General features: G+C 58.9%; 14 protein-coding genes. 11 read left to right on the top strand and 3 right to left on the bottom strand.

The genetic code is table 11. From position 1 onward, the window contains the following. The first annotated feature begins 73 nt into the window (after positions 1-73). From dsrA to HUV30_RS04225, 4 genes are all read left to right on the top strand, one after another. The gene (gene dsrA / locus HUV30_RS04240) at positions 74-1,387 is read left to right on the top strand and encodes a dissimilatory-type sulfite reductase subunit alpha (RefSeq protein ID WP_174404189.1); all 1,314 of its coding nucleotides are present in this window, start codon (positions 74-76) and stop codon (positions 1,385-1,387) included. Between the two features lie 21 nt (positions 1,388-1,408). Further along, complete coding sequence (dsrB, locus tag HUV30_RS04235; protein WP_174404188.1) at positions 1,409-2,554, top strand: dissimilatory-type sulfite reductase subunit beta; 1,146 nt, start codon at positions 1,409-1,411, stop codon at positions 2,552-2,554. Between the two features lie 68 nt (positions 2,555-2,622). After that, positions 2,623-2,859, top strand: a complete 237-nt coding sequence (locus HUV30_RS04230; protein WP_174404187.1) for a dissimilatory sulfite reductase D family protein — start codon at positions 2,623-2,625, stop codon at positions 2,857-2,859. Between the two features lie 208 nt (positions 2,860-3,067). Then, the gene (locus tag HUV30_RS04225; protein WP_174404186.1) at positions 3,068-4,462 is read left to right on the top strand and encodes a cobyrinic acid a,c-diamide synthase CobB; all 1,395 of its coding nucleotides are present in this window, start codon (positions 3,068-3,070) and stop codon (positions 4,460-4,462) included. Between the two features lie 257 nt (positions 4,463-4,719). Here the strand turns inward: HUV30_RS04225 and HUV30_RS04220 are convergent, their stop codons facing one another. Both HUV30_RS04220 and HUV30_RS04215 read right to left on the bottom strand, forming a co-directional pair. Next, positions 4,720-5,589 carry a DMT family transporter gene (locus tag HUV30_RS04220; RefSeq protein ID WP_174404185.1) on the bottom strand — a complete coding sequence of 290 codons (870 nt, stop codon included), beginning with the start codon at positions 5,587-5,589 and terminating at the stop codon, positions 4,720-4,722. Further along, positions 5,586-6,110, bottom strand: a complete 525-nt coding sequence (locus HUV30_RS04215; RefSeq protein ID WP_174404184.1) for a C-GCAxxG-C-C family protein — start codon at positions 6,108-6,110, stop codon at positions 5,586-5,588. The genes HUV30_RS04220 and HUV30_RS04215 overlap by 4 nt, the downstream gene beginning before the upstream one ends. A 392-nt stretch (positions 6,111-6,502) precedes the next feature. Here HUV30_RS04215 and HUV30_RS04210 point away from each other — a divergent pair, with 392 nt between their 5' ends. After that, the gene (locus tag HUV30_RS04210) at positions 6,503-6,754 is read left to right on the top strand and encodes an SPOR domain-containing protein (RefSeq protein WP_174404183.1); all 252 of its coding nucleotides are present in this window, start codon (positions 6,503-6,505) and stop codon (positions 6,752-6,754) included. 65 nt (positions 6,755-6,819) lie between these two features. Here the strand turns inward: HUV30_RS04210 and HUV30_RS04205 are convergent, their stop codons facing one another. Beyond that, the gene (locus HUV30_RS04205; RefSeq protein ID WP_174404182.1) at positions 6,820-7,812 is read right to left on the bottom strand and encodes an NAD(P)H-dependent glycerol-3-phosphate dehydrogenase; all 993 of its coding nucleotides are present in this window, start codon (positions 7,810-7,812) and stop codon (positions 6,820-6,822) included. A gap of 381 nt (positions 7,813-8,193) precedes the next feature. On the opposite strand from HUV30_RS04205, the gene ahbB reads away from it, so the two are divergent. The 6 genes from ahbB (at position 8,194) to HUV30_RS04175 (ending at position 13,052) form a co-directional block, all read left to right on the top strand. Then, complete coding sequence (gene ahbB / locus HUV30_RS04200) at positions 8,194-8,673, top strand: siroheme decarboxylase subunit beta (RefSeq protein ID WP_174404181.1); 480 nt, start codon at positions 8,194-8,196, stop codon at positions 8,671-8,673. Between the two features lie 72 nt (positions 8,674-8,745). Continuing rightward, positions 8,746-10,014 carry a glutamate-1-semialdehyde 2,1-aminomutase gene (hemL, locus tag HUV30_RS04195; RefSeq protein ID WP_373869323.1) on the top strand — a complete coding sequence of 423 codons (1,269 nt, stop codon included), beginning with the start codon at positions 8,746-8,748 and terminating at the stop codon, positions 10,012-10,014. 225 nt (positions 10,015-10,239) lie between these two features. Next, positions 10,240-11,298 (top strand): cobalt-precorrin 5A hydrolase, encoded by a 1,059-nt coding sequence (locus HUV30_RS04190; protein ID WP_174404180.1) that lies wholly within the window; start codon positions 10,240-10,242, stop codon positions 11,296-11,298. After that, entirely contained in the window at positions 11,295-12,053 is a 759-nt protein-coding gene (gene cobJ, locus HUV30_RS04185; protein WP_174404179.1) for a precorrin-3B C(17)-methyltransferase, read from the top strand. The genes HUV30_RS04190 and cobJ overlap by 4 nt, the downstream gene beginning before the upstream one ends. A 37-nt stretch (positions 12,054-12,090) precedes the next feature. Next, positions 12,091-12,495 carry a cytochrome c3 family protein gene (locus HUV30_RS04180; RefSeq protein ID WP_174404178.1) on the top strand — a complete coding sequence of 135 codons (405 nt, stop codon included), beginning with the start codon at positions 12,091-12,093 and terminating at the stop codon, positions 12,493-12,495. Between the two features lie 167 nt (positions 12,496-12,662). Beyond that, positions 12,663-13,052 carry a cytochrome c3 family protein gene (locus tag HUV30_RS04175; protein ID WP_174404177.1) on the top strand — a complete coding sequence of 130 codons (390 nt, stop codon included), beginning with the start codon at positions 12,663-12,665 and terminating at the stop codon, positions 13,050-13,052. The last annotated feature ends 110 nt before the right edge of the window (positions 13,053-13,162 follow it).

Raw genomic sequence — 13,162 nt, 5'->3', positions numbered from 1 at the left:
CAGTATCGCCAGTGGGGTGCGTGGGTATTGTCTGGTTTTGAACCCAAACCATACCATCTGTGGAGGTAAGGCAATGGCGAAACATGCGACTCCCAAGTTGGACCAGCTCGAATCCGGGCCCTGGCCCAGCTTCGTGTCCGACATCAAGCAGGAAGCTGAATATCGCGCCAAGAACCCCAAGGGTCTTGACTATCAGATTCCCGTAGACTGCCCCGAAGACCTTCTGGGCGTCCTTGAGCTGTCCTACAACGACGGCGAAACTCACTGGAAGCACGGCGGCATCGTGGGCGTTTTCGGTTACGGCGGCGGCGTTATCGGCCGTTACTGTGACCAGCCCGAAAAGTTCCCCGGCGTGGCACACTTCCACACTGTCCGTGTGAACCAGCCCTCCGGCAAGTACTACACCACCGAATATCTCCGTGCCCTCTGTGACATCTGGGATCTTCGCGGTTCCGGTCTGACCAACATGCACGGTTCCACCGGTGACATCGTGCTGCTCGGCACCACCACTCCCCAGCTCGAAGAAATCTTCTGGGAAGTGACTCACAACCTCGACACCGACCTCGGTGGTTCCGGCTCCAACCTGCGTACCCCCGCAGACTGCCTGGGCCAGACCCGTTGTGAATACGCCTGTTATGACACGTCCGCCATGGCTCTCGAAATGACCCGTGAGTACCAGGACGAACTGCACCGCCCGGCGTTCCCCTACAAGTTCAAGTTCAAGTTCGACGGCTGCCCCAACGGCTGCGTAGCTGCTATCGCACGCTCCGACTTCTCCGTTATCGGCACCTGGAAGGACAGCATCAAGATCGATCAGGCTGCTGTGAAGGCCTACGTTGCCGGCGAGTTCAAGCCCAACGCAGGTGCACACTCCGGTCGTGACTGGGGCAAGTTCGACCTCGTTGAAGAAGTTGTGAAGCGTTGTCCTTCCGAAGCAATCTCTTGGGATGGTTCCACCATGTCCATCGATCGCAAGGAATGCGTACGTTGCATGCACTGTATCAACACCATGCCCCGTGCACTGCGTATCGGCGACGAACGCGGCGCATCCATCCTCTGCGGTGCCAAGGCTCCTATCCTCGACGGCGCTCAGATGTCTTCTCTCGTGGTTCCCTTCGTGGAAGCCGAAGCTCCCTTCGATGAAATCAAGGAAGTTGTCGAGAACATCTGGGACTGGTGGATGGAAGAAGGCAAGAACCGTGAGCGTCTGGGTGAAACCATGAAGCGCCTGTCCCTGCAGAAGCTTCTTGAAGTTACCGGCCAGCAGGCTGATCCCCGCCACGTTATGGAACCCCGCCACAACCCCTACATCTTCTTCAAGGAAGAAGAAGTACCCGGTGGCTGGGACCGCGACATCACCGAATACCGCAAGCGCCACCTGCGCTAGTCAAGAGAGGAGTACTAAAAAATGGCATTCATCTCTTCCGGATACAATCCCGCGAAACCCATGGAAGGCCGTATTACTGACATCGGCCCCCGTGACTTCCATGACTTCCTGCCCCCTGTTATCGCTAAGAACAAGGGCCAGTGGCTGTACCATGAAATCCTCGAACCCGGCGTGCTGGTTCACGTTGCCGAATCCGGCGACAAGGTTTTCACCGTTCGCGTAGGTGCTGCTCGTCTGATGTCCGTTACCCACATCCGCGAAATCTGCGAAATCGCAGACAAGCATTGTGGCGGCCATCTGCGCTTCACCACCCGTAACAACGTTGAATTCATGGTGGACAACGAAGTTTCTCTGGCAGCACTGAAGGAAGACCTGTCTTCCCGTAAGTTCGCCGGCGGTTCTTACAAGTTCCCCATCGGCGGTACCGGCGCTGGTATCTCCAACATCGTTCACACTCAGGGTTGGGTTCACTGCCACACCCCCGCAACCGACGCTTCCGGCCCGGTTAAGGCCATCATGGACGTTGTGTTCGAAGACTTCCAGAACATGCGTATGCCCGCCCCCGTGCGTATTGCGCTTGCCTGCTGTCTGAACATGTGCGGCGCTGTTCACTGCTCCGACATCGGCGTTGTTGGTATCCACCGCAAGCCCCCGATGATCGACCACGAGTGGACCGACCAGCTGTGTGAAATCCCGCTGGCAGTTGCTTCCTGTCCTACCGCTGCAGTTCGTCCTACCAAGGTCGAAATCGGCGATAAGAAGGTTAACTCCATCGCGATCAAGAACGAACGTTGCATGTACTGCGGTAACTGCTACACCATGTGTCCCGCTCTGCCCATCTCTGACGGTGAAGGCGACGGCGTGGTTATCATGGTCGGCGGTAAGGTTTCCAACCGCATCAGCCAGCCCATGTTCTCCAAGGTTGTAGTTGCCTACATCCCCAACGAGACCCCCCGCTGGCCTTCTCTTACCGAGAAGATCAAGCACATCATCGAAGTATACTCCGCCAATGCGCGTAAGTACGAACGTGTGGGCGACTGGGCAAACCGCATTGGCTGGGAAAAGTTCTTCGAACTGACCGGCCTTGAGTTCACCCACCACCTGATCGACGACTTCCGCGATCCTGCTTACTACACCTGGCGTCAGTCGACCCAGTTCAAGTTCTAAGCAGAACCTGAGCATCAATTGTCGGGCGGGGATTTTCCCCGCCCGTCTAAAAGCTAAAGGGGCTTTCAATGGAAGACGCACAGAAGATTATTGTGGACTTCATCCAGTCCAAGGCTAGCTCCAAGTCCAAGTTCTACTTCAACGACTTCCTTCCGCTCTTCCCCGAAATGAAGGCGCGCGAAGTGAAGAAGATCATGTCTGAACTTGTTAAGACCGAAGTGCTGGAATACTGGTCCTCCGGCTCTACTACCATGTACGGCCTGAAGGGCGCTGGTAAGCAGGCTGCTGCTGAACACGAAGAGTAATCTTCGTTGACCAGTTCTGATTAAGAAAAAGCGTATGGGCACCAGTCCATACGCTCTTTCTCTTTTTGCAGGGTGTTGATTTCGGCGGCAGTACCATCTATCACCGCATACGGCCCCGTTCATCCGCATGAGGCACTGCGGGCCATGTCCCTGCCTTTGCAGGCAAGACGCCTCACCAATACCGGCAACAGCCACACACGAGCAGACCATGCACCGACCGCGCATCATCATCGCCGGACTCAACGGCGGCACAGGCAAGACCATCACCAGCCTCGGCACCACCCGCGCGTGGGTGCGCAAGGGGCTCTCCATCAAGCCGTTCAAGAAAGGCCCGGACTATATCGACGCCAAGTGGCTGGGCCTTGCCGCTCTCAAGCCTGCGACCAACCTTGATCCCTACCTGCTTTCAGACGAGATGCTGCGCGCCCTCTTCCGCACCAGCATAGCCCCCCATGACGGCGCACTCATCGAAGGCAATCGCGGTCTATACGACGGCAAGGACCTTACCGGCACGTGCTCCACCGCCGAGCTTGCGCGCATACTGGAAACGCCGGTCATTCTTGCCATGGACTGCACCAAGATGACCCGCACGGCTGCGGCCATCGTTTCCGGCATCATCAATTTCGAAGAAGGCGTGCGCATTGCAGGCGTCATACTGAACCGCACGGCCAACGACCGTCATCGCTCCATACTGCGCCAGACCATTGAGCATTATACCGGAGTGCCTGTGCTGGGCGCCCTGCCCAAATTACGGCAGAACCCCATTCCCGAGCGGCACATGGGCCTCATTTCCGATCAGGAATACGATCCGGAAAACGATCCGCTTGATACGGTCGCCGACCTCATCGCCGACAACTGCGATGTGGATGCCATGTGGCAGGCAGCCTGTTCCGCAGCCCCCGTTCCCGAGGCACCGGAACTCTGGGCAATGATGCCCGTGGCAGAACCGGCGCAGCCCCCTGTACGCATCGGCTATGTGCGCGATGCCGCCCTGTGGTTCTATTATGAAGAGAACCTGCAGGCCCTGCGCCACGCCGGTGCCGAGCTTGTGGAGCTTTCCCTGCTGTCGCCCGACCCGTGGCCGGATCTGGACGCCCTGTACCTCGGCGGTGGCTTCCCTGAAACACTGGCCCGACGCATTGCAGACAACGCCGGCATCCGCACTCACGTCAAAGAACTGGCAGAATCCGGCCTGCCCATCTATGCCGAATGCGGCGGTTTCATGGTGCTCTCACGCAGCCTTGTCTACAAGGGAACCGAATACCCTATGACCGGCGTGTTTCCGGTCAGCACACACCTGTGTGAACGCCCGCAGGGGCTGGGCTACATCGACGCCACCGTCACGCTGGACAATCCCTACCACCCCGCAGGCAGCATCATCAAAGGGCACGAATTCCATTATTCCAAATGCGTGGTGGATGAAGGGGCCACACCTGCGTTCAGTCTGCAGATGGATCGCGGCTTCGGCATGGGTGCCGACAGAGACGGGCTTATCTACAAGAACGTGTTCGCGTCCTACACCCATCTCTTTGCGCTCGGCGAACCGCACTGGGCCGTGAATCTGGTGCAGGCCGCCCGCAAACGCAGGGCAGCACGGGCATAGCTCCGGCGCCAATCCCATTTGTACAGAATGAAAAAGGGGCAACGCACTGTGCGTTGCCCCTTCTTACTGATAAGAATATATTTGATGCTTTTTATTGCCTTCGGCGAGCAGGGGGATAATCCCCCTGCACCCTATGTAAGCGAGAAATTTCGTTACTTGGCTTCAGTCACGGCTTAACGAGGTCTGCTGTATTGTCTTCAATCCGGGGGCAACGACAGCGCGAAGCCCACTCCTTTTTGACAAGCAAGCTCCCATTGCTAGCCCCTGTTGGTCAGATACACCCCGCAGACAACCATGAGACCACCCACGAGCAGGGAAAGGGACAGAGGTTCGCCCAGCAACAGCCAGCCGGAAAGTATGGCCGTAACAGGGACGAAGTTGATGAAGACTCCGGCCTTGGAAGCGCCTATGGACTTCACCCCTTCGTAGAACCACGTGAACCCCACAACAGTTCCCAACACACCAAGGTAGGCAAAGGCAAGCCAGTTACTTATGGGATACTCCGGCGTTGCCACAAGCATGCCCTCGGCCACGGCAAAGGGGAACAGCATAAGGGTGCCGGTGAGGCAGGAATAGGTCACCGCAGCCAGCGGGCTCAGGGTGTGCATCATGCGCTTGCCGAGCAGGGAATAGGATACCCAGCTTGCAACGCAGCCAAAGATGGCCACATCGCCCCAGCTGATGGCGGAATGGAACAGCGCTGGAATGTCACCGCGCGATATGGCCGTGGCCGCGCCGGAAACCGAAAGCGCAATGCCTGCCAGCTTAAGCCGCGAAAGACCTTCCTTGAAAAACAACGCCGCGAACAGGGCTATGAACACGGGGTTCATGGCCACAATAACGGCGGCGCGTCCCGCAGGCACGCTCTGCAGGCCGGTAAAGAAAAAGGCGTTGTAGGCAAAAATGCCTGTGGCACCGAGCAGGCACACGCCCCCCCAGCCACGGGCATCCAGCTTGGGCAGGCCGCCCTGCTTTCTGCGCACAAGCCACACAAGACATACGGAAGCCATGGCAAAACGCCAGAAGCTGGATGCAAAGGGACCGGCATGCCCGGCGAGCATGCGCCCAGCCACAAAGGTGCCACCCCAGATGAAGGCCGTAAGGAGCAGCCGCAGATACATTATCATGAAATAAGCTCACACTGCGTATCCGCCAGAGCGGAGATCGCGTCCAGTTCGTTGCGTACAAGCCACAGGGCCAGCGAGGCACAGTCCCGCGTCAGCTCAAGACACACATTGTTTCGTACCCCTTCCTGCCGGAAGCGGTGCTGCCCTTCGGGCGTGTTGAAATTGCAGCCCGTCAGGGCAAGACAGTCTATGCTGCCCCACTTTTCGGCTATGGCCTTGCGCAGCGCGGTCACACGCGCATAGGTGGGCTGAACGGAATCTTCCGCACAGTCGCGCCCGTGCACCATCGATATGGCCATAACGCCTCCGGCCACGGCACCGCACAGCCCGCCGCAACGGGAAAGTCCGCTGCAAAAGCCGGTGGCGATGCGTGGAACAAGGTCCGTGGCAAGGCCTGCTGCCTCGGCAACCGCCAGCAGCACGCCTTCCGCGCAGTACAGGCCGGAAAAATGCTCGGCGGCCGCGTTTCCGCAGGCAGCTATCTCCCTATCTTCTCTGATGGTTTTTATTAGGCTTGACATACGCGCCGGTATACGGAATTTTCCCGCTCCAGTCGAGTGGCACTCCTGCTTTCGCCACCCGCTGCGGGGTAGACGCACTGCCGGTGTGGAGGCACTGCGACAATACGCCCCAAGGCCGCTCCATGCTTCCGGAGCACGGCCACGACGGTTCGCACCGCACGTAACCGTCCGGTCCCCACGGACCCGCAAACCAACTGGCTGGCGGAGCCGTTGCGCACAGGCGCAACCGGATACGCCCAATGTACAACCGACAGAAAAGCCGGAGTCTGAACACCGCGCCTTTCTGCCGCTTCAGCACCGACAGTGCCGGCAAGCCGTGCCGCCATGCTCCGAACGCGGTAGGAGTCATGACGATACCATGTCTTGCAGGTCATGTCCGGTGACAACGCGACATGATCAATATCGCAGGAACGTTTCATGTGCAGATCGGGGCATTTTCCTGCCCCAACGAAGCCAAGACGCTCGCCAACAAGTTGGTGCAGCAGGGCTTCGACTCCAGCAATCCCACCCCCGTCCAGCGCAACGGGCACTCGTTCTGGACAGTACGGGTGGGCAGCTACCCTAACATCCGTCAGGCCCGTTCGGTCCACTCCTCTCTTGTGGACCAGCACCCCGACGTGAAGATCAAGGCAGTGCTCAAATAGTCAAAACGCCCGCGCATCATGCAGATGCGCGGGCGTTTTGACGTCTGGCAAAGGCCTGTTCGCGGCTATTCTTCCTTCAGGTCGCGGGTCATCAGCTCCTGCCACGCAGACTGCGGGTCCTTGCCGTCGTACATCACGGCGTGCATGGCGTTGGTGATGGGCAGCTCCACACCAAGGCGCTGCCCCAGTGCGTGTACGGCCTGCGTGGTCTTCACACCTTCCGCCACCTGATGCATTTCATCCAGAATCTGCGTAAGCGGCACCCCCTGCCCGAGCCGCAAACCGACCCGCCGGTTACGGGAAAGGTCGCCCGTGCAGGTGAGCACAAGGTCGCCCATGCCGGAAAGGCCCATAAAGGTTGCAGCCCGTGCGCCCATGGCCTCGCCGAGGCGCGACATTTCCGCCAGCCCGCGCGTGATGAGCGCAGCCCGTGCATTATCGCCGAATCCCATGCCGTCCGACATGCCCGCCGCAATGGCGATGACGTTCTTGAACGCGCCGCCCAGTTCCACTCCCCGCACATCCGTGCAGGAATAGGCGCGGAAGCTCGGCGTGGAAAAAATCTCGCGCAGCTCACGCCCCAGTTCCGGATCTTCACAGCCCATGACAATGGCCGTGGGCATGCCGCGCACCACATCCGCAGCAAAAGAAGGGCCGGAAAGCATGGCAAAGCGCGGTGCAATGTCGCCAAGTTCCTCGTGCACCATGTCGGAAACGGTCTTGCCGGAATCCATCTCGATGCCCTTGTTGGAACAGACGATAACAGCCCCCTGCGGCAGCAGGGGCTTCAGTTCACGCAAAGTGGCGCGGAAAAACTGACAGGGCACGGAAAACAGAAAGCAGGATGCATCGCCAAGCGCTCCCGCACGGTCCGTGGTGGGCCGAATGTTGGCATGCAGGCGCACACCGGGCAGATAGGCGGAGTTCATGCGGGTGGAGGTAATGGCGTCTGCCACGTGCTGCTGACGCACCAGCAGAGAAATATCGTATCCTTTTCCGGCGAGCATCTGGGCAAGGGCCGTGCCCCAGCTGCCACCGCCGACAACGGCTATCTTCATGAAATATCCTTTCCTGTCTGATGTGAACCGGATGAGAGGGCAGAACCTTCTTCCGGTACGAACCTGTCGCACAAGCGGGATACCCCGTCATGCCGAGCCTTGCAACCATGCGCCCGTATTTCCCCCATACTGCCTGCAATGCATTCTGGCATGACCAATATTTTGCCGCCGGCAGACCGCGTTGTCCGCCCTGCCAGTGCCGACGGGGGACCGCGTCTGACAAACCATGGATCTGCACAGCCAATTGCAGGCTCAGGCGGTTGCATCCATCGCCATGAACAGGTATCACCACCCATTGAAAGATGCGCGGCAGAAGCCTGTCCGCAATGCACCACCTGCGAATCAAACCAAGCGTTCCGTAAAACGCGCAGAGGACACGCAATGGTCAAAACCACGTTCACGGATATCGAAAAGAAAATCCTGCACATCGTGCAGGCCGACCTGCCTGACAGCCTCACCCCCTACGCGGATATCGCTAAGGAAGTGGGCACCGACGAAGCGACCGTGCTCAATCTCATCAACCAGATGAAGGACGAAGGCACCATCCGCCGCTTCGGCGTGAGCCTGAAACACCAGAAGGCGGGCTACAGCCACAACGCCATGGTGTCATGGATCATCGATGAAGACCGCGTAGACGCTGCGGGCGAACAGGCCGCTAAGCATCCGCTCATCTCCCACGTATACTACCGCCCGAGCTCACACCCCGAGTGGCCCTATACGCTCTACACCATGATCCACGGGCGGCACGAGAACGAATACCGCGAAGTTATCGAACAGTTGCGTCAGGAAACCGAGCTGGAGGTCTTTGCCGTGCTCAGCTCCCTGAAGGAACTGAAGAAAATTTCCATGACCTATTTCTAACATTCCGCGCCGGACGGTCTTCATCCGGCGCAAATCCGGCCTGACCGCCGGTATAGAAAAGGAAACATCATCATGGCAGATTCCAGCAAGCTGTATGCCCGCGCCAAGGAAGTGATTCCCGGCGGTGTGAACAGCCCCATCCGCGCCTGTCTGAGCGTGGAAAGCGAACCGCTGTTCATTGCTCGCGCCTTCGGCTCGAAGCTTGAAAGTGTGGAAGGCGATGTCTATATCGATTTCGTGCAGTCGTGGGGCCCCATGCTGCTCGGTCACGCGCACCCCGCAGTAACCGAAGCCGCACAAAAGGCCTGTGCCGCAGGTGCAAGCTACGGCGCGCCCTGCCCCGCAGAGCTTGAGCTGGCCGAAATGGTCATAGAGGCCGTTCCCAGTGTGGAAATGGTGCGCATGGTCAACTCCGGCACCGAAGCCACCATGACCGCCCTGCGCCTTGCCCGCGGCTACACCAAGCGCGACAAGGTCATCAAATTTGAAGGCTGCTACCACGGACATGCAGATGCCTTCCTCGCCGCTGCCGGTTCCGGCTATGCCGACCTGTGCATTCCCGGCACCCCCGGCGTTCCCGCCGACACCGTGAAGGACACCCTGCTCGCGCCCTACAACAACCTTGAGCGCGTGAAGGAACTCTTCAAGCTGCACCCCGAAGATATTGCCGCCATCATCGTGGAACCCACCGCAGGCAACATGGGCCTCGTGCCCCCTGCGGAAGGCTTTCTCGAAGGGCTGCGCGCCCTGTGCGACGAATACGGCGCACTGCTCATCTTTGACGAAGTCATCACCGGCTTCCGCCTCTCCTACGGCGGTGCGCAGGCACGCTTCGACATCACTCCCGACCTTACCACCCTCGGCAAGATCATCGGCGGCGGTTTCCCCGTGGGCGCATACGGCGGCAAGAAAGAAATCATGCAGCACATCGCCCCCTGCGGAAACATCTTCCAGGCCGGCACGCTTTCCGGCAACCCCGTGGCCATGGCCACCGGCATTGCCACCCTCAAGCTGCTGAAGCAGGCCGATTACGCCGCACTGGAACAGCGCACCAGCAAGTTCGCACACGAACTGCTTAACGTGCTCAAGGAAAAGGGTGTGCCGGTCACCATGAACACGCTGGCATCCATGTTCACCGTATTCTTTACCGATACGCCCGTGACGGATTTTGCCACCGCCAAGACCGCCGCACCCAAGCTGTACACCACCTTCTACAAGCAGATGCGCGCACAGGGCATCTACCTTGCCTCCCTCAGCTATGAGGCGGCCATGGTATCGTTTGCGCACACTGACGAAGACTTTGAAAAAGCGCTGGAAGCAGCCCGCAAGGTGCAGTTCTAGCAACGGAAAGGTCTTTGCGCGATTACGCGAAGCACCAACCCAGAACGATCGGAATACGGGTGGAGGCCATGCCTCCACCCGTTCTGCTTGCCAATAACTGCACGCGACCGTTAAGACGGAAACGGCGTCCGCAGAAACATATTTCAGCTTCCGGCATATTCATTTGCAGGCTGGGGAGAATCCCGCCACATCCGGATGCGCACCCACCACAAGGCACTCCCAATCATGATGCTGACAACCACCGCCGTCTATGCACTCACTCCCAAGGGAGCGGAACTGGCCCGCAGGCTTGCTGCCGAATATGGCGGACTGGTTTGCGTTCCCGCACGCATGGCTAAAGAGGGAGAACACGGTTTCGGCACCCTGCGCGAATGCGTGGGCGAGAGCTATGCACGCTTTACACGCCACATTTTCGTGGCTGCCGCGGGCATTGTTGTGCGCTGCATTGCATCCCATCTGCAGCACAAGAGCACCGACCCCGCCATCGTCGTGCTCGACCAGCAGGGGCAGTTCGCCATCAGTCTTGTGTCCGGTCATCTGGGCGGCGCCAATGCGCTTGCGCAAGATGTCGCCCGCATCACAGGCGGCACGGCCGTCATTACCACGGCCACGGATACGGAATCGCTCCCCTCGCTGGACGTGGCAGCCATGGAAGCCGGTTGCGCCATGCACAACATCGGCGCGGTGAAGCATGTGAACGGCGCCCTGCTTGCAGGCCAGACGGTCACCGTCTTTGATCCTGACAACCGCCTCGGATTGCAGACCGGCCCGCATACGCACCTTTTCAATTTCACGGAAACCATGGATGAAGCCGCCTGCGGCGGAGCCGCCGTGCTCGTCACATGGCGCGACCCCATGTGCATGGCGCTGGGCGAACAGACACTGGTGCTGCACCCCAAAGTGCTGCATCTGGGCATCGGCTGCCGCAAAGGCCGCTCCGCAGACGCCATCGAGTCCTTTGTCCGCAGGGAACTGGCCACGCGCATGATTGCGCTGGAAAGCGTTGCAGGCATTGCCAGCGTGGACGCCAAGGCCGATGAGGCAGGACTGCTCGAAGCTGCCCGCAGGCTCTGCGCCCCCATACAATTTTTCCCGGCAGACACGCTCAAGGGCGTGAAAGTGCCCAACCCTTCCGAAGCTCCCGAGAAGGCCGTGGGCACGCGCAGCGTTGCCGAGGCGGCCGCCATAGTCTCCGCCGCCACCGGGCGCGGGGCCGGAATTCTCATTCAGGAAAAACTCAAGGACAGCGGCACCACGCTGGCTGTCGCCATGGAGATTGCATGACCGGTACGTTGAAGGTTGTCGGGCTCGGTCCCGGCGATGCCGCCCTGCTCACACCGCAGGCCTGTGAAGCCCTGCGGCAGGCGGACGTGATTGTCGGCTACACGTTATATGTGGCGCTTGTTCCCGAGGAACTGAAGACCGGCAAAGAGATCATCTCCACCGGCATGATGGGCGAAATGGCCCGCTGCAGCGGTGCCCTCGATTGCGCGCTCGAAGGCCGCAACACGGTCATTGTCTGCTCGGGCGACCCCGGCATATACGCCATGGCGGGCCTTGTCTTTGAACTGGTGGAAGAAAGGGGCGAGGCTGCTGCCGGTCTTGATGTGCAGATCATCGCGGGCATTCCCGCCCTGTCTGCCGCTGCCGCCCTGCTGGGTGCTCCGCTCATGCACGATTTTGCCAGCGTGAGCCTTTCCGACCTGCTCACCCCGTGGGAAGTTATCGAAAAGCGCCTTGCCTGTGCGGCAGAGGGTGACTTCGTCATCGTGCTCTACAACCCCAAATCAAAGAAACGCGACTGGCAGCTTCCCCGCGCGCTGGAGATCATCGCGGCACACAGGGACAAGACCACGCCCGTGGGCATAGTGCGGCAGGCAAACCGCGCGGAGCAGGCCGTTATCACCACCACACTCTCGGATTTTGACCCCGCAGTGGTGGATATGCTCTCCATCATTATCATCGGCAACGGCTCGACTCGAATGATCGGCGGGCGTATGGTCACCCCCAGGGGATACATGGACAAATACCGTCAATAATCCAACGTGAGCCCGAGAAATCGGAAGGGAGGTGCGCATGCGCAGTATTCTGGCCATTGCATCGGTTATCATCATGCTTCTGACTACGGCGGCCTTTGCAGTCACTACCGAAAAGGCTCCTGCCGATCCGGTTATCATTAAGGTTCCCGAAGGAACCAAACTGAAGAAGAGCCTCGTCTCCTTCCCGCATGCCAAGCATGCGGCTGAAGCATGTGCCACCTGCCACCACACCATGGACAAGAATCCCAAGGCTCAACCTTGCTCCACCAAGGGCTGTCACGATATGGGCAACCCCGTGACCAAGGAAGAAAAGCTCTCCATGACATATTTCAGAAACGCATATCATGCGAATGTTACCGCAAGCTGCAACGGCTGCCACAAGGCCCGCAAGGCGGAAGGAAAACCCGCCGGTCCCACCGATTGCAAGGGGTGTCACAAGTAGCACGAAACAGTCATTCCGGGGGAAGCAAAAAACTCAGGATTGGCCGGATAATTGCAATAAAATCAGGTGTAGAGACTGCTTCATTTTTGCCGCAGCCTTGACATGACTTGATCACTACTATATCCAAGTGTGAAATTCTTAACATGCCTTGTGAAGGAGGTTTACTCATGAGGAAGCCGTTGTTCATTGCACTGGTTGCTGTTCTGGCGCTGGCCTTCGCGCTGCCCCTGATCGCTGCCGACGCCCCTGCTGATGGTCTGAAGATGGAAGCCACCAAGAACCCTGTCATCTTCAACCACTCCACCCACAAGTCCGCAAAGTGTGTGGACTGTCACCATCTCGTAGATGGCAAGGAAAACTACAAGAAGTGTTCCGATGCCGGTTGCCACTCTGCAGCAGCCGCTGACAAGAAGAATGCTGGTTCCTACTACAAGATCGTCCACGACAAAAAGGCTAAGATGCCCACCTGTATTTCCTGCCACGCTGACGCCGCAGGCGCAGACAAGGAAAAGAAGAAGGCACTGACTGGCTGTAAGAAGTCCAGCTGCCATCCTTAACAGGTAAGGATAATTGAGTTGAATGAGGCCGCCCGTAAGGGCGGCCTCTTGCTTTATCAGACGATGTATGGTTATTCTAAATGTGATAGAGTGATAGCTCCATTGCTTGG

The sequence above is a fragment of the Desulfovibrio subterraneus genome, assembly GCF_013340285.1.
Taxonomy (GTDB): domain Bacteria; phylum Desulfobacterota; class Desulfovibrionia; order Desulfovibrionales; family Desulfovibrionaceae; genus Halodesulfovibrio; species Halodesulfovibrio subterraneus.
Note: the sequence above shows the minus strand (reverse complement) of the source record. Positions and strands in the feature narration are given on the sequence as shown.